The organism is Nostoc flagelliforme FACHB-838 (assembly GCF_014698065.1).
GTDB lineage: Bacteria > Cyanobacteriota > Cyanobacteriia > Cyanobacteriales > Nostocaceae > Nostoc > Nostoc flagelliforme_B.
Genome location: NZ_JACJSI010000009.1, coordinates 1 through 25474 on the forward strand (window position 1 = coordinate 1; position 25474 = coordinate 25474).

Annotated in this window: 20 protein-coding genes and 2 pseudogenes; 6 read left to right on the plus strand and 16 right to left on the minus strand. The window is 39.9% G+C overall.

All coding sequences use genetic code 11. The annotated features are described in order from the left end of the window. Positions 1–310: 310 nt before the first annotated feature. The 6 genes from H6G97_RS06905 to H6G97_RS06930 form a co-directional block, all read right to left on the minus strand. A complete protein-coding gene (locus H6G97_RS06905) occupies positions 311–838 on the minus strand; it encodes a GrpB family protein (RefSeq protein WP_190939934.1) in 528 nt (175 codons plus the stop codon). 72 nt (positions 839–910) lie between these two features. Continuing rightward, the gene (locus H6G97_RS06910) at positions 911–1408 is read right to left on the minus strand and encodes a DUF427 domain-containing protein (protein WP_190940028.1); all 498 of its coding nucleotides are present in this window, start codon (positions 1406–1408) and stop codon (positions 911–913) included. Positions 1409–1646: 238 nt separating this feature from the next. After that, positions 1647–3230, minus strand: a complete 1584-nt coding sequence (locus tag H6G97_RS06915) for a beta-barrel domain-containing protein (RefSeq protein ID WP_190939935.1) — start codon at positions 3228–3230, stop codon at positions 1647–1649. A gap of 97 nt (positions 3231–3327) precedes the next feature. Further along, positions 3328–6339, minus strand: coding sequence for a peptidase domain-containing ABC transporter (locus tag H6G97_RS06920; protein WP_190939936.1), 3012 nt, complete (start codon positions 6337–6339; stop codon positions 3328–3330). Positions 6340–7163: 824 nt separating this feature from the next. Then, positions 7164–9593 (minus strand): beta-propeller fold lactonase family protein, encoded by a 2430-nt coding sequence (locus H6G97_RS06925; RefSeq protein ID WP_190939937.1) that lies wholly within the window; start codon positions 9591–9593, stop codon positions 7164–7166. Between the two features lie 409 nt (positions 9594–10002). Then, positions 10003–10455, minus strand: coding sequence for an Hsp20/alpha crystallin family protein (locus H6G97_RS06930; protein WP_190939938.1), 453 nt, complete (start codon positions 10453–10455; stop codon positions 10003–10005). Positions 10456–11051: 596 nt separating this feature from the next. Here H6G97_RS06930 and H6G97_RS06935 point away from each other — a divergent pair. Then, the gene (locus H6G97_RS06935; protein WP_190939939.1) at positions 11052–11447 is read left to right on the plus strand and encodes a hypothetical protein; all 396 of its coding nucleotides are present in this window, start codon (positions 11052–11054) and stop codon (positions 11445–11447) included. A gap of 417 nt (positions 11448–11864) precedes the next feature. Continuing rightward, positions 11865–12593: a hypothetical protein gene (locus tag H6G97_RS06940; protein WP_190939940.1), complete on the plus strand. Its 729-nt coding sequence runs from the start codon at positions 11865–11867 to the stop codon at positions 12591–12593. A gap of 69 nt (positions 12594–12662) precedes the next feature. Here the strand turns inward: H6G97_RS06940 and H6G97_RS06945 are convergent, their stop codons facing one another. From H6G97_RS06945 to H6G97_RS06955, 3 genes are all read right to left on the minus strand, one after another. Further along, positions 12663–13466 carry an MGMT family protein gene (locus H6G97_RS06945; RefSeq protein ID WP_242054830.1) on the minus strand — a complete coding sequence of 268 codons (804 nt, stop codon included), beginning with the start codon at positions 13464–13466 and terminating at the stop codon, positions 12663–12665. Further along, positions 13463–14116 carry a PAP/fibrillin family protein gene (locus H6G97_RS06950; RefSeq protein ID WP_190939941.1) on the minus strand — a complete coding sequence of 218 codons (654 nt, stop codon included), beginning with the start codon at positions 14114–14116 and terminating at the stop codon, positions 13463–13465. Before H6G97_RS06950 ends, H6G97_RS06945 begins: the two co-directional genes overlap by 4 nt. 98 nt (positions 14117–14214) lie before the next feature. Further along, positions 14215–14532: a hypothetical protein gene (locus tag H6G97_RS06955; RefSeq protein WP_242054831.1), complete on the minus strand. Its 318-nt coding sequence runs from the start codon at positions 14530–14532 to the stop codon at positions 14215–14217. Positions 14533–14961: 429 nt separating this feature from the next. Between H6G97_RS06955 and H6G97_RS06960 the strand changes: the two genes are divergently transcribed. The 4 genes and pseudogenes from H6G97_RS06960 to H6G97_RS06975 all read left to right on the plus strand — a co-directional run bounded on the left by H6G97_RS06960 (position 14962) and on the right by H6G97_RS06975 (position 17763). After that, positions 14962–15261 carry a hypothetical protein gene (locus H6G97_RS06960; protein WP_190939942.1) on the plus strand — a complete coding sequence of 100 codons (300 nt, stop codon included), beginning with the start codon at positions 14962–14964 and terminating at the stop codon, positions 15259–15261. 940 nt (positions 15262–16201) lie between these two features. Beyond that, positions 16202–17065 (plus strand): universal stress protein, encoded by an 864-nt coding sequence (locus tag H6G97_RS06965; RefSeq protein WP_190939943.1) that lies wholly within the window; start codon positions 16202–16204, stop codon positions 17063–17065. Positions 17066–17233: 168 nt separating this feature from the next. Next, a pseudogene (locus H6G97_RS06970) lies at positions 17234–17386 on the plus strand (SulP family inorganic anion transporter); the annotation flags it as partial. Positions 17387–17583: 197 nt separating this feature from the next. Further along, entirely contained in the window at positions 17584–17763 is a 180-nt protein-coding gene (locus H6G97_RS06975) for a hypothetical protein (protein WP_190939944.1), read from the plus strand. A 41-nt stretch (positions 17764–17804) separates the two neighbouring features. Here the strand turns inward: H6G97_RS06975 and H6G97_RS06980 are convergent, their stop codons facing one another. The 7 genes and pseudogenes from H6G97_RS06980 to H6G97_RS07010 all read right to left on the minus strand — a co-directional run bounded on the left by H6G97_RS06980 (position 17805) and on the right by H6G97_RS07010 (position 25377). Then, complete coding sequence (locus H6G97_RS06980; protein WP_190939945.1) at positions 17805–18692, minus strand: aromatic ring-hydroxylating dioxygenase subunit alpha; 888 nt, start codon at positions 18690–18692, stop codon at positions 17805–17807. 56 nt (positions 18693–18748) lie between these two features. Next, positions 18749–20377 (minus strand): peptide chain release factor 3, encoded by a 1629-nt coding sequence (prfC, locus tag H6G97_RS06985; RefSeq protein WP_190939946.1) that lies wholly within the window; start codon positions 20375–20377, stop codon positions 18749–18751. 283 nt (positions 20378–20660) lie between these two features. After that, positions 20661–21275: pseudogene (cbiT, locus tag H6G97_RS06990) on the minus strand (precorrin-6Y C5,15-methyltransferase (decarboxylating) subunit CbiT); the annotation flags it as partial. Positions 21276–21503: 228 nt separating this feature from the next. Further along, positions 21504–21752 carry a DUF7219 family protein gene (locus tag H6G97_RS06995; RefSeq protein WP_190939947.1) on the minus strand — a complete coding sequence of 83 codons (249 nt, stop codon included), beginning with the start codon at positions 21750–21752 and terminating at the stop codon, positions 21504–21506. Between the two features lie 279 nt (positions 21753–22031). After that, on the minus strand, positions 22032–23240 hold the full coding sequence (gene cbiE, locus H6G97_RS07000) for a precorrin-6y C5,15-methyltransferase (decarboxylating) subunit CbiE (RefSeq protein ID WP_190939948.1): 1209 nt from the start codon (positions 23238–23240) through the stop codon (positions 22032–22034). 12 nt (positions 23241–23252) lie between these two features. After that, on the minus strand, positions 23253–24029 hold the full coding sequence (locus tag H6G97_RS07005) for a class I SAM-dependent methyltransferase (RefSeq protein WP_190939949.1): 777 nt from the start codon (positions 24027–24029) through the stop codon (positions 23253–23255). Between the two features lie 139 nt (positions 24030–24168). Then, a complete protein-coding gene (locus tag H6G97_RS07010; RefSeq protein WP_190939950.1) occupies positions 24169–25377 on the minus strand; it encodes a 4-hydroxy-3-methylbut-2-enyl diphosphate reductase in 1209 nt (402 codons plus the stop codon). Between the last annotated feature and the right edge of the window lie 97 nt (positions 25378–25474).

Below are 25474 nucleotides of genomic sequence, written 5' to 3' on the forward strand. Positions count from 1 at the left end.
TTTAATTCAGCAACTAAAACGCCCAAGTATTCCTATGTGCTTGGTTTGATTTAAATTGTCGTGTGGTAGGGCTACGCCCCGCTCGCTATTTGTTCCAGTTGCGTAAGTCCTGATATCATGTTCGACTTAATACTTATGTCATTGCGAGCGTAGCGCGGCAATCCCAAACCTTTGCGATTGCTTTATTCCACTTCGTTGCATTCGCAATGACATATTATAAGTGATTTGCCGAACATGATATTATTAGTCTATCTCTGGAATACAGAATTGGAGTTTTAAATCTTATGGAAGATGGGTAAAGGAGATTATCTTATTCAGATTTATTAAGTGTCCACCATACTAATGCTTTCTTTTCCATCTCTTTGATGAACCCATCTTTCCCATCCATATATCCGATGATATCGTTAGGATATTGTTTAGCTAACTTACGTTTTAATTCACTATATTTCTGTGCATCTTCGGGATGTGCAATCATGTAATCCCGAAATGCTAAGTGTCGTTCTACTTCTAGTGATTTGGCTGTGAAGGTGTGGACATGATGCGTTCTTGTACCTGTTTCATTCTCTTTACGAAAGTAGCGGCGACCTGGTATGCCAAACTCGCCCATTACTTGATAACCTAATTCTTCCATACCCAAACTACGATCGTCGACTTTAGCGATGTTTTCAACTTCAATTAACAAATCAATAATGGGTTTGGCGTAGATATGTGGAATTGCTGTGCTGCCAATATGGTGAATAGCAACTACATTTTCACCTAGTGTAAGCGCAACATACTTTGATTCATCATCGAATTTGCCGCGCCATGTTCGATTATGTGGTACTACTTCTACTTTCATCAGGATTTAGAAATAACATTCTTGAATTTGAATTCAAAATTTCAAATCCAAAATCCAAAATCTAAAATTAGCTCACCATCCCCAAGTACCAGGAGCGCCTTTGAATGGCCCAACAATATCACTGGTAATCCAACCGCCGTAGAAGTTACCTGGTTGTGGTTGCACCTCTTCGCCATTTACATAGCATTTATCCATGACATGAGCATAAAAAGCTACATAGTCTTTCATGGATTCGAAAGCTGGTGTGGGGTTTGGGTAGAACCAAGCAACATTATGAACTTCTTTATCACCAACTCGGAGTGTGTAGTAACTAGCACTTCCTTTCCATTCACAAAAGCTAGATTGCGGTGTCAGGTGTAGATATTCCATTTTGATATCCGCAGGAGGAATGTAGTAAGAAGGAGGATGACTAGTTTCTAAAACACGTTTGGCGCTTTGAGTATCTGCAATTACTACTCCATTAAAGATTATTTGGATATGTTTGCTTGTGTCCTCCAGACGAGGTGGACGGGGGTAATCCCAAACTGATTCTTGTCCGGGAGCGGGTTCGATACGTTGAGAATTAACCATCTTAAAATCTTGATGTGAGTGATGAATTTGCGTCACCGAACAGACTGTCATAGATATCGGTTTTACCGAAGAAGAATTCAGGAGCCAGAATCCAGAATGAATTCTGTACGACTGCATAGAAAATCGAGGTTTAAATTCCTCGATTTTAAACGCGCGTGATATTAAATTCTTTTCTCTGTGAGTATTACCCCTGACTTGACTGCTGGGGTATTCTGAATTCTGTCTTCAGCAGGACTTCTCATCGTACCTCTTTAAGAGCATCAACTTGCTTAGTAAACAATTCGGTGAATAAACTAAGCACAGTCCGTTCTTCGCGCACTTTTATATTGGCACTGATGGACATACCTGATTGCAAGTTGACGTTTTTACCCTTAATTACTAGGGATTGCCTATCTAATGAAACTTTTGCCGGAAATCTATAAAACTGATGGGTTTGATCTGGCGGTAATGCGTCTGATCCTATCCCAGTCACTTCTCCTTTGATATCGCCAAACTCGCTGTAAGGAAAGGAGTCAATTCTGACATCTACTTTCATGCCTTTTCGCACAAACCCAATATCTTTGTTAGTGATGAAAACTTCAGCTATATAGTTTTCATTGGGGACAATTTGCAGCAGTTTTGTAGTAGGATTCGCTACAAAACCAGGGTTTTTCGCTTGCAAATCGAAAACTGTGCCAGCTACAGGGGCACGGAGTTCTTGATATCTAACGTTTAACTGTGTTTGAGATATTTTACTATTTACATCCGCCAAACGTTGCTCATTATCTAGGAGAACTTTGGTGAATTGGCTATCGATTGTGGCAATACGCTGTTTGTTTTCACCTATCTTATCCAAAATGTTTTTATCAGAAACAGCGACTGTATTGCTTAACTCTTGTTGCCCTTTTTCTATATCAAACTGGAGGCGTTTTAGCTCCTCACCTAGTTGCGCTACTTCTGCTGTGCGGTTTTGGACTTCTTGTTGCTGATTGAGATACTGAAGTTGAGAAATACCACCTTCTTCTGCCAATATCTTCAGTTTACCTAAAATTCCCTCTTGAATAGCTAAACTTGCTTTACTATCTTCGAGCTTAATTTGATTTTGAGCAAGTTGTTTTTTGGTTTTTTCTACTTCCAGCCGCGCTGCTGAGGAACGTGAGTCTAATTCCTTTTTAGCAACTCTTAAAAGTTGTTGTTCGTCAACTCCTATCCCAGAAGATTCACCAGAATTTTTTAATTGAGTCCGAAATAATTCATTTTCTGCTACTAAGGCTGCCCGACTTTTTAACAGGAAAGCTGTTTCTGGTGGCAAACTGCCGCGCAAATATAACAGTTCAGATCCCGTGGCGGTACTTGCACCCATCAATCGGCGATAAATCTGGTTTTCTTTAATTAATGCAACACGAATTTTGTTTAAAGAATTTAATTCGGCAACGGGGGCGATGGAATCAAAAGTTAGCAGCAAATCTCCTGGCTTGACTTCTTGCCCATCTTTAACGTTAACTGTTTTCACAACTCCACTAACAGGAGCCTGAACTTCTTTGATTGTTCCTTGCGGCTTTAATTGCCCTGTTGCTGGCACTACTTGCTCAATTTTGGCAAAATAAGCCCAAGCAATTGCAAAGCAGGCTAGCCCCATTAGTGTAACCATGATTGTACGCGACCAAATTGGGGATTGGCGCAAGACAATGGATTGCTCAAATTCCTGACTGTTTGAGTGACTTAAAGACTCTTGAGCAGCTTTCTGTTGTTTTGTAAGTACCCGTGAATCTTGCTTCAGTCCGTTTTTCGGATTGCCGTTTTTCTGATTGCCGTTGAGGTGATTCCCATTAATTTGAGTCATAACGATTTAGGGTTTTGGATTTTGGTTTTGGATTTTTTGTAGGGTGGGCAATGTTTACTACTAACGCCAAAAACATTTGCCTTCAGCAATGACTAAATTACAAGTTCACATCTTGTTGTTGATACAGGTAATAATAATGACCTTTCGTAGCCATTAATTCTTGATGGTTGCCTTGTTCTATTACCCTGCTATTATCCATTACAACAATCATATCTGCATTACTTACAGTGTTCAATCGGTGAGTAATAAAGAATACTGTATCACCCTTGAACGCTTTGGCTAAATTGAGACATATTTGCCGTTCTGTGGGATAATCTAATGCGCTAGTTGCTTCATCTAAAACTAATAACTTTGGTCTTTGTAAAACTGAACGAGCGATCGCAATTCTTTGTCGCTGTCCACCTGAAAGTGCAGAACCCCGTTCTCCTACCCGCGTGTTGTAACCGTTGGGTAAGTTCATGATAAACTCGTGGGCGCACGCAACCTGAGCCGCTTCGATAATTTCTTCGGTTGTGGCATCGGGATTGGTTAGGGCAATATTTTCCTGAACGCTGCCGTCAAATAATAATGTTTCTTGGGGAACTACGCCAATTTGCCGACGCAGTGAATAAAGTTCTACTTTGGCAATATCATAACCATCAATTAAAATTCTGCCAGACTCTGTTTCGTAAAGTCTCAGCAGTAATTTCATCATCGTACTTTTACCAGACCCACTTTGTCCGACAATGCCGATAAATTTACCTGGCGCAAATTCTAGGTTGACATTAGAAAGTTGCAGAGGGCCGCTTGTGCCAAACCGGAAGGAAACATTTTCATATTTCACTGCTCCCTTGATTGAGGGTAAAGGTATATTGTAGCGGTCTGTTTCCCCTTCTTGTGGCGTATCGACAATATCGCTCAAACGTTCTAGAGACAAGGCAGTTTCTTGGAAGCTTTGCCAGAGTTGAGCTAAACGCAATATTGGGCTGGTGACGTAACCCGATATAATTCTAAAGGCAATTAATTCGCCTAAAGTTAATTCTCCTTGGAGTACTAAATAAGCCCCTACCCACAAAACTAGTAAGCTGCTGAGTTTGTTGAGAAAGTTACTAGTAGAGTTGGCGAGGGTGGAAGTCACAACTGTTTTAAAACCAGCAGCAACAAACCTAGCGTAACGCTCTTGCCAGGAAAAGCGCGATCGCAATTCGATATTTTGCGCTTTTACTGTTTGAATTCCTGACATCACCTCTACTAAATAAGATTGAGTTTCGGCGTTGCGTTCGGCTTTGCCACGTAACTGTCTGCTAATGGTGGGAGAAGCAACTAAGGTGATTACCACAAACACAGGAATTGTGCTTAAGCCGACTAAGGTGAGTTGCCAACTGTAAATCAGCATGACACCGATATAGACGACTGAAAATAGAGCATCTAACCCCACTGTTAAGGCAGTACCCGTGAGGAATTGACGGATATTTTCTAGTTCGTTAATGCGAGTAGAAAGTTCACCCACCGGTCGGCGTTCAAAATAGCGCAGTGGTAGGCGTAGTAAGTGGTCGATGATTTGCGACCCTAAACCCATATCGATCCGGTTGGTGGTATCGACAAATAAGTAGGTTCGTAAGGTAGTCAACACTGCTTCAAATAGCCCGACTACTAAGAGCAAAATTCCCAAAATATGTAATGTGCCAATACTATTTTGGGTGATAACTTTGTCGATAATTAACTGGACGACTAGCGGATTTGCCAACGCTGCCAACTGCACAAAAAAGGAAGCGATAAAGACTTCTATCAAGACTTTACGGTGGCGCGATAAGTAGGGTATAAACCACCGTAAACTAAAGCGTTCTTGGGGTGTTTCTTTAGTAGCAGTGAGCAATAATACCCTAACTTTGGGCGGAAAGTCGGTTGGATCAACATCTAAATGTTCAACCAATTGAGCGGGTTTACAGCGCACAATTCCTTGAGATGGCACACCTACAACCATCATATTTGCATCCGCTTCATATAAAACGGCAAAACTATCACCATAGCGAATCAATGCTGGTGTGGGAATGCGCGTTACTGAAGCGACTGGTAGCTCTATTAACTGTGCCTTCAGTCCGATTAATTCTGCTAGGTAAGCAGTAACTTGAAACGATATAGTTCCCTGACGCTTGACTTGCTCAGTTAAAATGCGGCGAACCACTTCTCGACGAAACGGCATTTCTAGGTGCTTCGCAATCATTTGGAAGCAGGCGAAGGCTGTATTTAGTTCTCCCTTGCCGCCAAAAAACGGGTATTTTTGTTTTGAGGAATTTTTTGAGTTTTGGGGGGTTGCCTGTGGAACTACTTCGTCGGATGCGTAGGGAATAACATCTAGGTCGTTGGCGCTATCTCTATCTATTCTGGTTTCAGTTACCGCAAGTTCTATCTCATGACTATCTTCCAAGATTAAATCTGACGGATGTATACCAAGCAACCGTGCGGGATTTTGACCTATGACCTGGATTTTGTCTCTGTCGTCTTCCCATTCTAGGCGATCGCTAGGTGAGAAATTTGTGACTGTACCACCGCCACTCACAAACCAAACGCTTTTGCTATCCACTTGGTTAAACGGGGTTTTTCCTGAAGGGAGGTAATGGATTTTCGCCTGTGGTAAGGCTTTTTCTGCCAGTTCTCTGAGATTTAAAGTAGCGATCGCTTGCTTTTGCCAATAGGAACTGAGAATATCGAAAACTTCTACTAAATAACTGCGATTTTTGCGGGCTTCGGCAAAGGCTGGGTATGAAGCTAGAAAGCTAAAATATGCTGCTGCACTCAAGGTTAAACATACTACTTCGGTGGAGGCGATCGCTGTTTCACAGGCGACATCGCGCAACAAACCAATTTCGCCGATAATTTCCCCTGGTTGCAATAATTTTAGGGTGATTGGCATTTGCGTCTGGGGGTCGTATCCCAACAGGCGCACTTGTCCCTCATAAATTATGGTGATGCGTTCTGGGAGACTTTCTTTACCGATGATTTTCTGACCTATGCGGTAGCGCCAGGCTTGTAGCTGTTCTGATAGATTAGCGATCGCTCCATCTGGTAACTGATCAAACCCTTCTAGGGTAGTGAGAAATTCGGGAAAAGTGCTTTTAATATAAGTCATATAAAATCAAGTAGAAGGTAAAAGATGAGGAATAAAGTCGAGAATATTAGGTAATACCTCTTTTACTATCAGTGATAGCGTTTGTTTTTATGCTAGCAGTGGCAACACTTCTGTGGCATTCACAATGCCTAAATATGTAAAACCACAGAGGCTTACTTCGTCTAATTACATACCTGCATTTACATGACAGAGTTCCTACTGTTATACATTGTTCAAAGCAAATATAGTGTAAATAGATCGAGGACAAGTTATCACTTGGTTAACACTACATAATTTATACAAGTTTAAAATCAATAATTTAACATTGCTGCAAGTATGCAATAGGTTTAGTCATCATCAAATCAATACACAGAAACTCGGTTGTTTAATTTAGTGTCGCGTATTTAAATTTATGATAATCAACATGAAAATATCACAAATGCTTTCCTAAGTAAATACCCTACTTTCAAATTATGTAATAAAAAAAACTTTAAATTTCAGAATTATTTTTTACAAATTATTGAATATACGGATTGAAATTATCACTAATAGCGAAAGATAGTAAACTTTCCTCGCTAAACAGTACTTACTGCCCAATTATGAAAGAATTATCCATCACTTTTTTGCCAGCTTAATTTAATAAAAATTAACTGGAAAAGTAAACGCGAAGATTTTTTGTCCCTCTAGACGAATCAACTATTAAATTTATGAAGGAAAGATAATAACTGGCTTCAGTAAATTTACTAATTTAATCAATATTAAATTATTTAAATTCCTACGCATCAAATAACCCCACCCCACAACTGGGATGAGGTTGTTCGATTTTGCTAGGTAATTACCCGATTTTAAGCAAAATTGACACTTAAATTTACCTGCACAATCATATCGTTATAATCTTTGTCACCACCATTTGCTAAATCTTCAAAACCAAAGGTGTTATTCGCTAACAACCGAATGTGATCGACCTTATCGGAGTTAGCACCCAAAAATGCGAAGTAAACGTTCTTATTAAGAATTGCATCGGGTTTCCCATCCACAATAATAAATGGCGCAAACAAAGAATTAGCCCCGAAAGTGCCAGTATATTTTGCAGTACCTTGGTTGTCTACCGCCAAGTCTATGCCTGCAACCCGCCTACCTATAGCTGCTTCGGTGTAACCAGCCTGTCCAACAAGAATATCTGCTATGCCATCATTATTGGTATCAATACCACCATTTTCATCAGCTACTCGATAGAAACCGACAAAATTGTTGTAAGATGCTTCTCTGTTGACTGCAAACTCGGCTGTTACTGATTGTGTCACACTCCGTAAATCAATCAATTCGCCTTGATATTTGCCTTGTAGACCAGTACCTAAAGATATTTCTTGCTCTGTTGTCTGAATATTTACAACCAAATTCTGGAAGTTGAGAGAAAACCCTTCATCTTCTGTGTTGCTATTTGTAGCTGAGGAAAAAAGGACACTTGAGAAGGAGGATTTTCCAGATAGCACAGCCTGAGTAGTACTGTTGGATACCATATAAAATCTAAGTTTGGTATCAGAGTCAAATTCTAATATGTTTTTCAGGTCGGCGGGATTAAAACCATTAGGCAGATTGCTAAGGGTGGAGAAAATCACCTTTGAACGCAAAAGAGCCACTTGCGTATAACCCTCTGCACCAGGGGCTATGCCGTTAATTGTACCTTGTTCATCGTCAACGAAAAATACACCCAGTTCATTCACCTCTTTGGAAGCACTGGTTTTAATCTTGATTGAGAGTTTGACTTTATCACCTTTAATATTCAGCTTAGTCTTGACACTAAAGATATCGCCTGTAATTTTTGTCAGTAGAGTAATGGACTGGATAGTAGGAGCAGTATTGTCAGTAACCGCAAGTGTAAACACATCACTTGCTTTATCTCCAGCAATATCTTTAGCGGTGACTTTGATGTTCAAACTACCCACATCTTTATTTGTCGGTGTGCCACTGAAGGTATTGGTAGCAGAATTAAAGTTCAACCAAGTGGGTAGTAGGTTATCATTTTCCAGGGTTGCAGTGTAGGTGAGGATGTCTCCAACATCTGCATCGCTGAAGGTGTCAACTGGGACGGTGAAGTTGAAGACACTATCTTCAATGGCTTCTTGGTCAGCGATCGCCTTGGACAAGACTGGCATATTGTTAGGAGGGCTATTAAACACCGCCACTGCCGAGTCATAATATCCAGCTGCATAGACGAATTTGCTGTCGGGGCTGACAGTGACGAAGTAAGCACCATCAACACCATCAACACCATCTGTATCATCCTTTTGAAATTCCACAAAACTCAGCTTGCCTGTTTGGGCATTCCGTGTAAACACTGCCACTGCTAAGTCATTAAATCCAGCTGCATAAAGGAATTTACCGTCGGGGCTAACTGTGACATACTCAACATTAGCAAGCCCATCAACACCGTCTATGCCATCTTTTTGAACTTCTACGAAACTCAGCTTGCCTGTTTGGGCATCTCGTGCAAACACTGCTACTGCCGAGTCATCATATCCAGCTGCATAAAGAAATTTACCATCGGGGCTGATTGTGACGGACTCGGCACCAGAAAGCCCATCAACACCGGCTATGCCATCTTTTTGAAATTCCACGAAACTCAGCTTGCCTGTTTGGGCATCCCGTGCAAACACCGCTACTGCTGAGTCATCAAGTCCAGTTGCATAGAGGAATTTACTGTCGGGACTGACTGTGACGGAGTAGACACCAGCAAGCCCATCAACACCATCTGTATCATCTTGTTTGAATTCTACGAAATTCAGCTTGCCTGTTTCTGCATCCCGTGCAAACACTGCTACTGCCGAGTCATTATATCCAGCTGCATAGAGGAATTTACCGTCGGGACTGACTGTGACGGCTCTAGCACCACCAACCCCATCAACACCGTTCACATCATCTTTTTGAACTTCTACGAAACTCAGCTTGCCTGTTTGGGCATCCCGTGCAAACACCGCTATTGCCGAGTCATCATATCCAACTGCATAGAGAAATTTACCGTCGGGACTGACTGTGACAGACTCGGCACCAACAAGCCCATCAACACCGTCCGTATCATCTTTTTGAACTTCTACAAAACTCAGCTTGCCTGTTTGGGCATCCCGTGCAAACACCGCTATTGCCGAGTCATCATATCCAGCTGCATAGAGGAATTTACCGTCGGGACTGACTATGACGGCTCTAGCACCAGCAAGTCCATCTACACTGTCTATGCCATCTTTTTGAACTTCTACGAAACTCAGGTTGCCTGTCATAAACTTATTGATTAATACTTACTATTTCTTTGCCCAATTTATGAAAAAAAATAACTAACTGACTTCAGTATATTCACTACTTTGGTTAATATTTAGTCAGTTTAATAGCGCAACATTAAACAATCCCACTCATGGCCCGAATCAGGGTGCGAGTATCTCAATCAGGCTTGATGCAAAAAATCAGAAGAATCTAAAGTATTTTTAATAGCAACAGTTAGAGTTATAGGAGCAATATCACCAGCAGCAAAATTTAAGGGGAAATGGTTAATGATGCTACTGGTATAGTGTGTGCGATCGCACCTTTGGATATACAATATTTACAAAAACAAAAAAGCCTGGTTATTTGCATAACCAAGCTCTTAGCTATCTCAATCTATCAAAGGAGGTAGAGTAATTTAATCACAACACATTAGGCAGTAGGTTGTTCCAAATTAACCTTGACAACTTTGTTCTTTTCTTGCTCAGTTTTAGGCAGTGTCAGATTCAAGATGCCATCTTTATAATCTGCCGTAACGTTAGTATTTTGAATACGAGCAGATAGAGGAATTACGCGTTGAAACTTACCGTAGTAAAACTCACTTCGGGTAACACCTTTTTCCTCAGTTTTAGTTCCTGATTTCCGCTCGCCGCTAACGTAAACAGCATTTTTTGTGACTTGCACATCCAGGTCTTTAGCTTCGATTCCTGGCAATTCTAGCTTTAGATGAATAGCATTTTCAGTTTCTTCTATTTCAGCAGCAGGTACTTTAGTCAAGCCTCTGTCTAACAATACAGATGGTACTCTGGTATCTTCAAACAAACTATTGAGTTGATGTTGCAGAGTGTCAATTTCTTTCCAAGGATTCCAACGAACTAGTGTCATAACTCTTCCTCGCATCAAGTAGCTTTTGTTTAATCAGTTTTGCACTTCAATTCGTGCTTACATATTCATATTATTTAGCGTTGAGCCTGGTGTAAGTTCGGTTATTAGCACCAACTAATTGATAATTACCGCCTTAAATTGGATATAAAAAAATACGGTTTGCTCTAATTTGTCTGTTCGGTAAAACCGAATAGACAAATTAGATTCAAGCATAGTTAACCAATAAATCTGCTGTTGAAGGAGATGGCTTGAAGATACTCCTGCGGCGGGTTGCGCCAACTTGTCGCTGGGTTGGGCTACGCCTACAACTGAGCAACAGCACTGCATATATTTATAGATTACCTCTGTTAAATAAATATCTGTTCAAGCTTGTTCTGAACTTTGCTCGCAATTTATTAACCAATACAGCATAAGCGATGCAACTCTTTCCCTTGCTCCATTTTTTTCAGTCCTCGCACTCAATTAGCTCACCCGAATGGGTGAATCAAAAATCAACCGTCTAGGTGAACCGATTGCAGGAAGTTGAGACTAATAAAAAATAAGAATCTATTACTCAATAACACTAATTGCACCTTACTATAACTACGAATAATCTTATGAAACTCTCCACCTTGATAGATTCTGTACTCATTGTTGCTTCTATTGCTTTATTGCCTGGAATTGGTGACGCTCAAACAGCTACTAACAATAGTGGCGAACCTATAACTATCAACTCTAACAATTTATTTACTCATTCTACAAATGTCAGCTACCTCAAACCCTTTGATGCTGCATTTCTAGCTTATCAAGGTAATTTGAAAGCACAGGGCATTTCTAGTGGTAGCGCTTTGATATCTCAATACCAAACGGGAAACGTGACTGCACTATATGTAGTTAAGGCTGCTGTTAATGCTAAAAATTTACCAGCACAAGCTTTGAATGATAAAGGCTATTTAAACGCTGTCCAGTCACAACTAACATCATTCGACAACACCAGTCATTTATCTTACTAAAATACAGCGTTGAGAGGTTCGTAACGGATTTATGAAATGCTGTACTATCATCTCGCTACTTTGATGACAAAATGCGTCACTGGCAAGCAAAAGCTGCTGTCTCCTCCTAATCACCATCCGATTATCAAACATTACTCGAACCCCTTCAATCTTGGAGGGGTTTTTAGTTGCTGCTACAGTTGGTACTTGATCTAGCTTTACTTCTGGAATGGTTGTATAGCAATAGTTTTTACGTTTTTGCTACTAAGGGGCGATCGCTCCCACAATGGCGTAGCATATCACACTTTTAGAAAAAATGGTCGAGTAATAAATTATTTACTGTTCTATCAAATTAACGTTGTTAAGTTACTCAGCAGGTGTAATTCTCACCTCTAGGCTGTGTTAGATATTGTGACGCGAAACAGGAGTATAGATACGTTGCTAAAGCTTTCTCCAGAATCTCCTCTATTTATTGTCTTAATCATTATTAGTTTTCTAGTAGTAACTTTGTCAACTTGGTTATCATCTAAACCATTTGTTTTAAAACCATTTGGGGTTAATGATATTATCCAGCTACTCACGTTACAGTTATTTATTTCTTTGTTAGTAGAGCGTTCTTTAGAAGTTTTTATAACTACTTGGCGGGGTTCATATATCGAGCAATTAGATATTAGTATTCAGCAAGAAAAATATCTAATATCTGAGCAGATAAAACTTATGGAAGTGCAACAAAAACAGTTTCCATCTTTAGAATCAAATCAAATAAGTGGACTTCCACCTGAAGGAATGAGTTTAGAACAGCAAATAATCCAAAATTTTACACAAAGTCAACAAGATTCATTAAAAATATTTCAGCCACAAATGGATGAGATAAATCAAAAAGAGCGCCAAAGAACAGCCTATAAATCTGATACGCGAACAATTGCTCTATGGACATCCTTGTTATTTGGTCTGCTAATGAGTGCAATAGGTATTCGTTCAATTGAGCCACTTGTAGTTATTGATTTAGATAATCCCATACAATTAATTATTTTTCGTTGTTTAGATGCATTGATGACAGGAGGCTTAATTGCAGGAGGTAGCGAGGGAATTCATAAACTCATAAAAGTTTTTATCGATTTTATGGAAGCCACATCGAAACAAATAAAAAATCAGGGATTATCTTGATAAAACAAAGTATTTCCCCTCCCATAGCACGAAATAATATTGCAAATAGTATCAAATTTACAGCAATATCTATTTTAGATATAGAGTCTCATCTTCCCATAGATAATCTTTAATATTGACAAAACTTTTGTTTAAATTGCTCACTAAACTTGCTTCAGATAAAACCTGGGCTCCTTCAGTTTCCAACTTATTTTTTTGTTGGCTAACATAGTTTATCAAATAACCTTTAGAGTCTAATATTCTATATAGCGGATAATTAGTAACAGAGGTTTTTTTAAGGTATGTAGGAATAACTCTTAAATAGCTATTATCTACTCCCATAGCTTTGATTATCTGTTTATATGTAACTACTTTTCCACTGGGAATTTTGATGATAAAATCTAGAAATCGTTCATAAGGATTTTCAGATAGTGCTGGAAATTTATTAGCTTGAAATTGAAAATTACTACCAACCTGAATTTTACCTGATTTAATAACTACACCTAAAATTCCTCTTTTGCTTTGGATGCTCTTTAATGATTCTACCAAGTGGGCTATTCGCTTACACGGTTCGCAGTGAAAAGTTAAACGAATTGCTGCACCACTTTCAAAGGTTAGCAAAGAGCCAGGGATAAAATTATCAAATTCTCTACCTTCAATCACAATATTTTCTCGCAATTCACCTGGTTTAATTGATAAGTCTAAGATATCTTCACTCCTAACAATTAAAACTTGCCTGGGACTTATAGGATAGGCATTAATATCTCCTTCTATACCATGACCTACTTTTAAATTTAATGTTTTAAGCTCTACATTGCAGAACCTGGTTTTACCTTGGTGAAAAGATGTATGATTGAGGGAGGCATATTCATTTGGCGGCGTTAAAAATTTCAAGTTGAGAAGGTGAAGTCAGGTAAATCATGGGATTTAGTAAGAATGAATAAACTTCCATCTCCTCCCCGTCCAATCCTTAAGGTTTCATCTAAATAAGTAATATCCAGTGTGGCAGTTCTGCTAGTAGGATTACTTGCAGAGACAACTTTGAATGGGTTGAGTTGGGGGGTATTAATGCCAACAATCTTCTCAATCGATAGGTAACGTTTGTCAAAATAAATGTTGATACGTTTGTTCGGTAGAGGCTCTAAACCTTCTTTGGCTGGCTCAAAGCTAGCTGTTACTTTGACATATCCCGATACTAGCCCAAAAGAATGTTTAACTTTAGCTAGATTGAAGAACAATTTATTTGCAACATCAATCACTTGATAAACTTTACCCAACTTTAATCCCAATGGGAGAGAAACTAAAGAACGGATTTCTCTGGCTGTGGAGTATTGCAGTTGCCAAGCTCCCTCTAGCAAAGAAGTAGCGTAGAGAAGAGGATTGAGATTGGGATTGACACTCTCTAGTTCGGTCGTCAATTGTTCAATTTCTTCGACCAAGGTTTTGTCTAGCTGCAAATCGGTCGCGGGAGAGCCGTCACTCTTGGTTTTAATTTTCTCAAGAGTGGCTTGTAATTTTTCCTTACTTAAAAGTTGTTTGTTCAATGTTTAAAGATTTTCCTTAAAATATTTTATTGCCTGAGTTCCACTTTTATGCGTTTATCGCATAAAAGTTGGATTATTTAGATGATATCTGTGATTGTTCATGCTCCCAGAAAGTAAATTTTGGTTGGAGATTTTTTTGGCTTATTGGCATAGACAGCCAATGTCTTTCCAGTTTCATTGCGGCATTGCGCCTGCTTTCTAGCTGTTTCTATGACATTTTTCTGAAACTGCAATTGTGCCAGTCGCTGCTGGAATTGCTCAGGTGTATCCTTTACAGTTAGCAGTTGATTCAGCGCCTGAGTTACCTCAGCATAGTCAGCCCCTTTAGTGAAATCCTTGCCTGCCCAATAGGGTTGAGCAATTACCAGGTTCACCATCAGCACGAGAGCGACAACAAGAATTTTGAGTAACTGCATATTTCCCTCCTTTTTAAAATTAGTGTTCAGTGCTACTGAAACTCTACCAGATTCCAAAACCTTGAAAATTTTGAGCCCGATCGCGAAAACCCCATAGTCATCAAAATTAATAGTTCTACAAGGTCTCCCCAATATTCAAGTAACGCTTAAATTTACGCTGTACTGAAATTTAAGGCGTAAATTGTGATTCTTGATTCCAATAAATTACACCTAGATTTTTTTTGTTACTAGTGTTTGGTGAATTGCTGAGTCAAATGTTAAACAACAAGGGTATAATTACTGGAGCTTAATTAGACTGGTAATTTAGATTAATTAAAAATATCAATTTTAAATATACTTTACTTAACAAACGTTTTTACTGAGATTAATTATTTCAATTCGTATTAGGGATTTTACTAAGATGCTCTCTCAAAATTACGGTCTAAAAAAATGATTTCAGCAGGAATCGAAGTAAAAATAAATCGTTTGGAATCCATTGTTGAGCAAATTGGGGAAGCAGTACTCTCTACGACTGAGACAATTGAGCATCTTGCAGAAAGATTGGAAAGTCTCAGCATCCAAGTAGAAGCACAGGGGCAGCAGGTGCAGCAGCAAGGCTATCAAATTGTCGCCTTGTGTGATGCTATGCAGACTCTTGCCGAATCTCACCATGATTCACTGCAAAAACTCAACCAACTGACACAAACCCTAGAGCGATTTATGTCTTTAATTCAAGAATTAGATGACTAAAATAATTCGCAATGACGTTCTCTATGAGATGTTGCACATAGCATCTTATAGAGAGCATCATTACAGCAGATTTCAAGGAAGTAAGTACACAAATATTTGTCTCGAAGTTAGATATAAAGGGTGTTTTACTTCTGAATCCCGACTCCTAAATTCTGGCTCCTGAATTCTTCTTCAACAGTCTAAAAACTTGGAATATTGAACTAATTTAATGATGCTGATGTCAAATCCTTAACTGAGTTATATCAATTTACATTGAGCTTGCAAATAGAGAGCCGAGGGTAAGTCGGACAGGAGGAAAATGGCACGTCAGTTAGAAATAAAAATTACCAAAAGTGGAGAATATCTAGAAAATACGCTGATATTGAGATAGCGGGCTTCGGCGTTGGTTAAAAAAGCAGCTTTAAAATGAACTTTCTGCCATACATTAATTCTTTTTTAAATTTCAGTAGACTGAAAAGTTCTGCGATCGCTTCGGGCGGGGCGTAGCTCATCGAGCCTACGATTAAATAAGCTACACAGAGCGTTCCAGGCATTTTATGGATCTCTTCGGGCGTGGCGTAGCCCATCGCCAAAAAAATAGTAGGTAGTTTAAAATATTTTATAGTTAATTTGTAATTAAAAGAGAAAGAGCAACCACGCCCATTAAAAATTTAGTCATCTACTATGCGGGAACGCTATTCGTAAAATGTCCCGTAGGGAAGGCGAAAATTAGTGCAGAGACACAGCAACCACTGAGCGCAATTATGTAGACATAGAGCTATTTTCCCCAAGATATTACGTACTCGAGAAAGCAGTATTGAAATTTCGTCGCAATGGAGCAGAAGTAGAACTAATCGGACTGAATGAGGCTAGTACTACCTTGCTGAATAAATTAGAAATTAATCAAAAATTTTAGCATTTTTACCTTTTAATCATTTTATTTTCAGGGTATAAAACCACTATGAAAACTATTTTAATTTGTACCGATGGTTCATCTTTTGCAGAAAGTGTTTATAAATATGGAGCTTGGTTTGCTATTCAATTGAATGCCAAACTAAATGTTTTATTTGTTACCGATATTCAAAGTCAAAAAGTATCTTCTACTGGCAACTTAAGCGGGAGCATTGGACTTGGCGCTTCCGAAAATTTGCTGAATGAATTAGTGAATTTAGAACATGAAAAAGCCAAGCTGAACAATCAACGGGCAAGATTGATTTTACAAAACGCCAGCGAAGCTCTGACATCTGAGGGTATAAAAGATTTTCAATTAACTAATAAAACAGGTTTTCTAGTGGATTGTTTTCATGAATTTGAAGAAAATTCCGACTTAATTGTTTTAGGTAAAGGGGGAGAAACAGCAGATTTTGGATTTGGGCATTTAGGGGCAAATGTGGATCGGATTGTTCGTAGTAGTAGTAAGCCATGCTTAGTTACTCCCCGTGAATTTAAAACGATTGAGCGTATTTTAATTGCTTATGACGGTAGTCTAAGTGGGCAAAAGATACTGCAATTTTTAGGAGATTACCCTTGCTTTCAAAATTTAGAGATCCATCTGCTGACGGTGGCTAAAAGTAACTCAGATCAAACAGCATTAGCCAGACTGAATGAAGCTAAACAATGGTTGCAAAGAGCCAGATTTGAGCCAGTTTGTAGCCTCTTAGAAGGTGAACCCGAAAAAGCTATCGTCAACTATATTACCCAGCAAGATATTAGCCTTTTGTTAATGGGGGCTTACGGACATAGCCGCATTCGCCATCTGGTGATTGGTAGCACCACAACTCAAATTCTTCAAAGCAGCAATATTCCCGTACTGGTATTTCGTTGATCACAGATATTTTCTTGAGAATACGATTCAGTAACCAAGCAAAAATGCAAAAATATTTATACCTTTCAAATTGAATCGAAGTTTCAAAATAAATATTGTTTAACTACTTAGCCTGATTGTGTTCAAATCTTTCTAATTCAAATCTTTTTAATTGAGAGTAATAACAAGGTGTCCATCAACCCAATCAACAAAATTCATTTTCGCAATTGGCGCGGCGACCTGTTTGGGAGCTTAGCTGCTGCCGTTGTGGCTCTACCCTTAGCCCTAGCCTTTGGGGTTGCTTCCGGTGCTGGGGCAATCGCTGGACTCTATGGTGCTATCATCGCCACGTCTGGATAGTCGTCACCCCTGGACAAGTGGAACGGCGGATTACCCACCTTGAATTGCAGCGATTCTGTAAGCCTAACCATATACAGAATCACTCCTCTGTGTCAGCCCAAATTAGTCAGGTAGAAAGCCGCTTACAGGCATTGAAATCGGCATCTGCCCTAGTTCAGTCAAGAAGTCTTGTCTGAAAAGTGCAGCAAGGTGAAATTGTTGACCATCTGGGTGGCACTGATTTTTATACTGACAGTCTCACCCCTACCGAACATTTAGAAAAGTTGGGGATTGCAGGTTTAATTCTGGGTCATCATTGGATGAGCGATCGCTTGACTACTGACTACTACCACTGGCAAAATCTATTTTCTTGTGGTTAGAGACTTTTAACAGTGCCGATTGAAAAGTTAAACCTAATGATCTAACTACGCCATCGAAGTGTCTTTTCTTTAATTGGGTTAACGAAAGAACGCCCCTGGATTTGAGATTTAGCAAATTCTGCCTTCAATCTATAGTACCAACGGGCTTGAGCATCGGCATCTCCAACTAAAGTTAAGGGTGAATTATATTTCAAACCGATTTGTTGTTTAAGCAAAATTTCTCGATCTTGGTTGAGAAAACTGCGTGTAAACCATAGCAATAATGGCTTGAGAATAGGAAACCAAGGTAAAGTTGTGTAGAACATAGTTGTTTCCTCGGTTTCAGTTTCGGAAATGGGAGTAATTGCTGTTAGGTTACAGACTAGATGTTTCTCGGTAGACACCTTCTCAATCCGAATTCCTGGCAAACGAAATGAGATTTCGATCTGTGGATTATTTCCAATCAAGCGATAGAAAAATGTTTGTTGTTCTAGTGGATGCTTTCGCATGGTAAAGCCGTATAAAGACGGTTCAAAGGTTTTGGCTACCTCATTTAGTGTTTCCGGAGACCGCCACCACCACGCCTGGTGAACGAAAGCAATATGAGCAGGATCGATTAAACCTACTACGGCGTGATCGACATCACAGGGAAGGCAGATGGATTCAACGGCTTGATAGACTTGATCGGCAAATTCAGGGATTCGGGGGATGTCTTCTAGTATTAATGAAGTCTCATCATTTGACATATAAATCCAGATATTTCCTTGCGCCTCTTGTATTGGATAACTTTTCGTTTCACTTCTTTTAGCAAAGACTTTCCCTGAGCGATCGCGGCTAAAAATTATTAGCTCGTTTAAGAGAGTTTTTGAAAGTATCTGTCCAGGTTTTAGCTGCTTACTTGGTAATGCATAGTACCAGGTATTTCTTAAAAACAAAGGTATTTTAGCCATCTTAGAATTTGGGTTAAACTATATTGTAAGTTGAATTAATGCACTAAACCCTCTTTCTAACCCTTCTCACTTGTAGGCGGTAAAGCAATCGGACTTAACTCCAACTCTGGATGTTCTCCAATAATTTGATCTAAATTCCACTGGTTTTTAAACAACAATACCGGACGCTCCCAACGGTCTTTCACCACAAAGGTATTGAACAAACGCCCCACTTTTTCCAGCACAGCCCAGCCTCCAGTTACCCATCGCGCTACTGAATAAGGTAAAGTCTCTAAATAAGTCTCCACTCCGTACTCATTCACCAGACGAAACTGCACCACCTCAAACTGAAGTTGACCAACGGCAGCTAAAATTGGGTTGCGTTTGCTTTCATCTGTAGAGTGTAAAATCTGCACTGCTCCCTCTTCTTGCAGTTCAGTTACCCCTTTGTTGAAATTCTTGTATTTGGTGGGGTCAGCATTCTTCAGGTAAGCAAATAACTCTGGGGAGAAAGAAGGAATACTCGGATATATCAGCTTTTCGCCTATGTACACAGTATCCCCGATCGCAAATGTCCCCGGATTATTTAACCCCACTACATCGCCTGGGTATGCAACTTCAACGGTATCTCGTTCTTGAGCAAACAATTTCTGGGGATGTGATAGGCGGATCGTTTTACCAGTACGGGCATGATTCACCACCATATCTTTTTCAAATTTACCAGAACAGACTCGCAAAAAAGCAATGCGATCGCGGTGTTTCGAGTCCATGTTGGCTTGCAACTTGAACACGAACCCAGAAAACTCTGGATAGGTTGGGGCAATTTTACCCTTGTTACTTTCATGGGGAGTTGGCTTGAGTCCATATTCCAAAAATGACTCTAGGAACAACTCCACACCAAAATTATTCATGGCGCTACCAAAAAACACTGGGGTCATCTTACCTTGATGTACTGCTTCTAAGTCGAAGGTTGAACCTACCCCATCGAGAATTTCTATGTCTTCTTTGAGTTGGTAGTATAATTCTGGCTCTAAAAGCGACTCAATTCTCGGATCGCCCAAGGAAATAGTAGTATCTGCGGCTTTTTTGCTACCATGAGTAGCCGTCTTCTGAAACAGATGAATTTGCTGATGGCGACGGTCAAAAACGCCTCGGAATTGGTCGCCTGTACCAATAGGCCAATTGATGACATAAGTTGAAAGTCCTAACTCTTGCTCAATCTCATCAATTAGTTCTAAAGGCGACATACTGGGACGATCCAGTTTGTTAATAAAGGTGAAGATAGGCAAAGAACGCAATCGGCAAACTTCAAATAGCTTGCGAGTCTGAGTTTCCAATCCTTTAGCAGCATCGATGAGCATCACTGCATTATCCGCAGCCGCTAGCGTTCGGTAAGTATCTTCACTGAAGTCTTGATGTCCTGGTGTATCTAAAAGATTGATAAGAAACCCTTGGTACTCGAATTGCAATACTGTTGAGGTGATAGAGATACCTCGTTGTTGCTCCATTGCCATCCAATCAGAGGTAGCGTGACGTTGGGCGCGACGAGCTTTTACTGAACCTGCTTGCTGAATTGCTCCTCCGTAGAGTAGCAGCTTTTCGGTAAGTGTAGTTTTACCTGCGTCTGGGTGAGAGATGATGGCAAAGTTACGCCGACGATCTATTTCTTCTTGCGGGGCGATTGCATCCCGTAATTCTGTTTGCATAAGTCTAAAATCTTGATAATTGCTCTATTGGTAAACTGTGACTATGTAGCGAGAGTCTGTCTAGCAAGGATGAAACTGCATTACCATGCCAGATAGCCATACTAATAGAGCAATGCTAAGGTGGGCACTGTTTCCCAATTATCGGGTCAGAGGAGTGAATTTTTCTGAGGCTACAGTTGCTCACGGCTCAAATATCAAAACTTGTTACAAGGTATTTTTTTCATTATATAACTATAGGCAATTATTGAATTACTAGGAAATTGTTCCAAAATTTTTCCGCCGATTACCCAATACCTTTTACAACTACCCATTGCGTCACACCCGCCATTCCTCGCCAGCCCAAAAATTTACCAATAGGTTCCGCCCGTTGAATGGCAACACGAGTTAAATCGCCACCGACTCGTTCATGCCATTGAAATAAAGTTTGCTCACCCTCTACCCTCACCACATTTGCCACCAAACGCCCACCCGGCCGCAGTGCTTCCCAACAAACATCAAAAAGTCCCCTTGCTGTCACCCCACCACCAATAAAAATCGCATCTGGTGTAGGCAAGTCTTTCAGAGCATGGAGCGCTTTCCCTTCAATGATTTGCAGATTTTGTGTACCGAGAGTAGCGGCATTATCAGCAATATATAGTAGTCCAGATGAGTTTTGCTCGATCGCGAACGCTCGACACCGAGCATTACTCCGCATCCATTCAATAGAAATTGAGCCACAACCCGCCCCAACATCCCACAATAATTCTCCCGGTGTCGGTGCTAAAGCTGCTAGGGTAATTGCCCTAACTTCACGCTTCGTTAACTGTCCATCGTGGTGATAGGCGTTATCTGGTAATCCTGGTAATCTTGGTAAAGGGATAACCCCAGCATCAGCAATACAATAAACTGCGATCGCATTATCAGAAAATCCATCCCAATAAATTACCCAAGAACTAAAAGATTTATTCATTAAAATTAATTTACGCCCATATTTAGAACGTCATGGGCTTAGTTTTGATGAATAAAAGTTGAGGAATTTAATAGTAGATAAACAGGGTGCTTAAAACACAGTCCATTACACTTTCGCAAGGGTAATTATAAAGAGCGATCGCATTATCGCCTTTTTTAACAAACTTCAGGATTTTTCTCATGGTTCCTCACTAATGAACAATGTTTTTTTACTACGCTTTAACTGTTTCCAAAGTGCTTTAATCTGTTTGTAAGCATCTTCTGGGTCAAGCTTTCCAGATGTTTCTAAACTGGTAATGTAGCCAACTTTTTGAGCAAATTCTTGAAGGTTGGCATTAAATACTAAATTCTCTGGCTTAACTTGACCATAATAGCGACTACGAGGGTAAAGAAATTTATTCTTATCGTCAAGATTATGATCGTCCATTACTTCACCCCCAATAAATGACTTTTTGTCAACGATAATCACAACAGAGATCGCTTCAATAAAAAATTGGTGCGATTGTTGCAAACCATGAGCGAGTCTAAAAGGGAACACAAAACTAATTATACAGCAACTAGCTGTTTATTAACCGCAATGATAATTAGGTTTTTCAATTATGAACATTAAGTGTGAACTATACCAGCTTTTGGTAATAGTGCTGTAATAATAAGTAATAGAAATTTCAGTTTTAAATTAATTTTCCTTAGCTTATGATTCATCTTGTTATTTGACAACTACCCATTGCGTCACACCCGCCATTCCTCGCCAGCCCAAAAATTTACCAATAGGTTCCGCCCGTTGAATGGCAATACGAGTTAAATCGCCACCGACTCGTTTATGCCATTGAAATAAAGTTTGCTCACCCTCTACCGTCACCACATTTGCCACCAAACGCCCGCCTGGCCGCAGTGCTTCCCAACAAACATCAAAAAGTCCCGTTGCTGTCACTCCACCACCAATAAAAATCGCATCTGGTGCAAGTAAGTCTTTTAGGGTATGAGGCGCTTTACCTTCAATAATTTGCAGATTTGGAGTACCAAGAGTGGCGGCATTATCGGCAATATATAGTAGTCTAGAAGCATTTTGTTCGATCGCGAACGCTCGACACCGAGCATTACTCCGCATCCATTCAATAGAAACTGAGCCACAACCCGCCCCAACATCCCACAATAATTCTCCCGGTGTCGGTGCTAAAGCTGCTAGGGTAATTGCCCTAACTTCACGCTTCGTTAACTGTCCATCGTGGTGATAGGCGTTATCTGGTAATCCTGGTAATCTTGGTAAAGGGATAACCCCAGCATCAGCAATACAATAAACTGCGATCGCATTCAAAGCAGCAACTTCAGTTTCACTCCAGAATGCAGCCGTACCTTCTACAATTCTTTCATGAGCGCCGCCCATACGCTCCAATAAGGTGATTTTACTGCCACCATAGCCGCGATTTGTCAAAATTTGGGCAACAATGGCGGGTGTGTCCTTCCCTTCACTCAAAATCAACAATCGCGCTTTTGGGTAAATATAAGACTGAAGCAGAGATGATGGACGACCATTCAAACTCAAGGTTTCCACCTCAGTTAAAGACCATCCAACCCTAGCACAGGCGAGGCTGAAGGCTGAAGGTGCGGGGACAATCGTCATTTCAGAGACGGGAATTCGCCGCATCAAGGTAACACCAATGCCGTAACACATAGGATCGCCACTTGCAAGTACGCAAATTGACTGACCCCGACGCTGGATGATTTCCTCAACTGAAGTGCTAATGGGGGATGTCCAGACTAGTTTCTCACGTTGGTCATCTTTAGGGAGCATTGCTAAATGGCGATCGCCTCCTACAATAACTTTAGCTTGATCCACTAGAGAACGAGCGATCGCGCTTAATCCCTGTAATCCATCTTCCCCAATACCGACGATAGAAAGCCATTTCTCTGTCATGCTAATTCATGATTATTTATCGGCGATTACAAATAAGTAATCTCCTTGATTATTTTCATACTTATTGACAATCTGGGTGATGCGTCCTGTATCAATATCTGCTGCTAGCCTTTGGCATCCTGTTGCGATTTCATCTGCCGAAGCTAATAAAGCAAACGTAGAAATTCCAGACCGGACATTTTCATCTAAATATATTTCAGGACGATATTTTCCACTGTATAAAAATAGGTCTTGCAAGTTTTTAGAAATAGAATAAGGTTCGATATCTACTAAATTAAAACCTACATTATTTAGAGCATATTTTATTTTTTCTAAACTTGGCATCTGTTCAGCAGATTTATGTATAGCCTCTGGAAAATATTCGACTAACCAATATTTGCTCATTTGCTCCGGGGTGGCAGTAAACAATACAAAACGACCAGCCGCCAAGACACGGTAAATCTCTCTAAAGGCAGGAGTTAGTGCAGCAAAATGATGTATTGCTAGCGTGCATAACACACCTGAAAAAGCCCCATTAGCATAAGGTAAAGCTTCAGCTTCTGCAACTTGCCAAGCTACAATATTATTCTTATTTGTAGCAGCATCAATCATATTTTTTGACTGGTCTATTCCACTCCAAACACCGCCATATTTTGCCAAAGCTAACGTGTAATTTCCCGTGCCACATCCCACATTGAGATACGAGGAATCTGATTTGATTTGGAGGTATTTAGCTAATTGGGCAGCAATGTCAGTGTCAGCACGACGAGTCAAATCATAGCCTTTGCCAATTTGCTCATAAACAGCCATTATTGAATTTCTCACAAACTTTAAAAATAGTGAACAATAGTAGTTTCTTAAGCTACTTTTGAGGGTTCGTAGTAAGGACTAAAGTCCTTATTTTTTTCAGCACTAAAGTTTTACTACGAACTTGCTTACTTGATAACTGTTAAACCAACGCTGTTGTTGCTTTCATCGCAAAAATTTTCTCAATTACATCTTCTACTACCTTATCTGGTGTGGAGGCACCAGAAGTAATTCCCACAACAATTTCTCCATCTGGCAACCAGTTTTCTGTAGTTATTAACTGCCCATTTAATTGCCGATGTTCTATGGAATCTCCTGATTTAATCCGTTCAACAGTATCAATATGATAAGAAGGAATTCCCCGCTCAAAAGCAATTTGTTGCAATTGAGTAGTATTCGATGAATTAAACCCACCAATTACTATCATTAAATCTAAATTTTGTTCCACTAACTCCAACATGGCATCTTGCCGTTCTTGAGTGGCATCACAAATAGTATTGAAGCTTTGGAAATGCTGATTTAACTCGGTGGGGCCATACTTTTGCAACATAGTCCGCTCAAAAAGCTTGCCGATTTGCTCAGTTTCGTCTTTTAGCATCGTAGTTTGATTAGCAATGCCAACTCTTGCTAAATCTTGATCGGGGTCAAATCCTGCTAAACAAGCTTTAGCAAATTTTGTCATAAATTCTTTACGGTTGCCACCATTCATAATATAGTCAGCAACATATTGCGCTTCTTGCAAATTCAACACAATTAAATACTTGCCAGCAAAGGAACTAGTCGCAACTGTTTCTTCGTGTTTATATTTACCGTGAATTATTGATGTATAATCGATTTTTTTGTGCTTTTCTACTGTATTCCAAACTTTAGATACCCAAGGACAAGTTGTATCAACAATTTTGCAGCCTTTATCGTGAAGTATCTGCATTTCTTGAACGCTAGCCCCAAAAGCGGGTAATATCACTACATCACCAGTACCAACAACAGAAAAGTCTTTATTCTTTCCTTCAATGGGGATGAATTCTACCTCCATTTCCTGCATTCGCTGATTTACAGAAGGATTGTGGATAATCTCGTTAGTAATCCAGATGTGTTCTGTGGGGAAGTGCTGGCGGGTTTCGTAGGCCATGGCCACAGCTCGTTCTACACCCCAGCAAAAGCCAAAGGCTTGTGCTAGTCGGATTGTCACATCACCCCGTTGTAGAGTGTAATTGCGATCGCGAATTTCTTGAATCAAATTACTCTGATACTCAGACTGCAATTGGGTGGCAACTTCTGCTTGATGACCAAACCCCTTGCGATTGTAATTTTCCGAATGTTGCAGGCTGCGCTTAAAAGCTTTTGTATCCATTAGATTTGTTTATTTAAACCACTATTTCTTATTTTCTCGCGCCAAGACGCGATTTATACAAAGTTGTCTTCAAAGATATTATCAGAGAGGGGGAAAG

Coding starts and splice junctions, on each gene's coding strand:
- H6G97_RS06905 (WP_190939934.1), bottom strand. CDS start 838: ATGAAAGTAGAAGTAGTACCACATAATCGAACATGGCGCGGCAAATTC.
- H6G97_RS06910 (WP_190940028.1), bottom strand. CDS start 1,408: ATGGTTAATTCTCAACGTATCGAACCCGCTCCCGGACAAGAATCAGTT.
- H6G97_RS06915 (WP_190939935.1), bottom strand. CDS start 3,230: ATGACTCAAATTAATGGGAATCACCTCAACGGCAATCAGAAAAACGGC.
- H6G97_RS06920 (WP_190939936.1), bottom strand. CDS start 6,339: ATGACTTATATTAAAAGCACTTTTCCCGAATTTCTCACTACCCTAGAA.
- H6G97_RS06925 (WP_190939937.1), bottom strand. CDS start 9,593: ATGACAGGCAACCTGAGTTTCGTAGAAGTTCAAAAAGATGGCATAGAC.
- H6G97_RS06930 (WP_190939938.1), bottom strand. CDS start 10,455: ATGACACTAGTTCGTTGGAATCCTTGGAAAGAAATTGACACTCTGCAA.
- H6G97_RS06935 (WP_190939939.1), top strand. CDS start 11,052: ATGAAACTCTCCACCTTGATAGATTCTGTACTCATTGTTGCTTCTATT.
- H6G97_RS06955 (WP_242054831.1), bottom strand. CDS start 14,532: ATGCAGTTACTCAAAATTCTTGTTGTCGCTCTCGTGCTGATGGTGAAC.
- H6G97_RS06960 (WP_190939942.1), top strand. CDS start 14,962: ATGATTTCAGCAGGAATCGAAGTAAAAATAAATCGTTTGGAATCCATT.
- H6G97_RS06965 (WP_190939943.1), top strand. CDS start 16,202: ATGAAAACTATTTTAATTTGTACCGATGGTTCATCTTTTGCAGAAAGT.
- H6G97_RS06980 (WP_190939945.1), bottom strand. CDS start 18,692: ATGGCTAAAATACCTTTGTTTTTAAGAAATACCTGGTACTATGCATTA.
- prfC (WP_190939946.1), bottom strand. CDS start 20,377: ATGCAAACAGAATTACGGGATGCAATCGCCCCGCAAGAAGAAATAGAT.
- H6G97_RS06995 (WP_190939947.1), bottom strand. CDS start 21,752: ATGGACGATCATAATCTTGACGATAAGAATAAATTTCTTTACCCTCGT.
- cbiE (WP_190939948.1), bottom strand. CDS start 23,240: ATGACAGAGAAATGGCTTTCTATCGTCGGTATTGGGGAAGATGGATTA.
- H6G97_RS07005 (WP_190939949.1), bottom strand. CDS start 24,029: ATGGCTGTTTATGAGCAAATTGGCAAAGGCTATGATTTGACTCGTCGT.
- H6G97_RS07010 (WP_190939950.1), bottom strand. CDS start 25,377: ATGGATACAAAAGCTTTTAAGCGCAGCCTGCAACATTCGGAAAATTAC.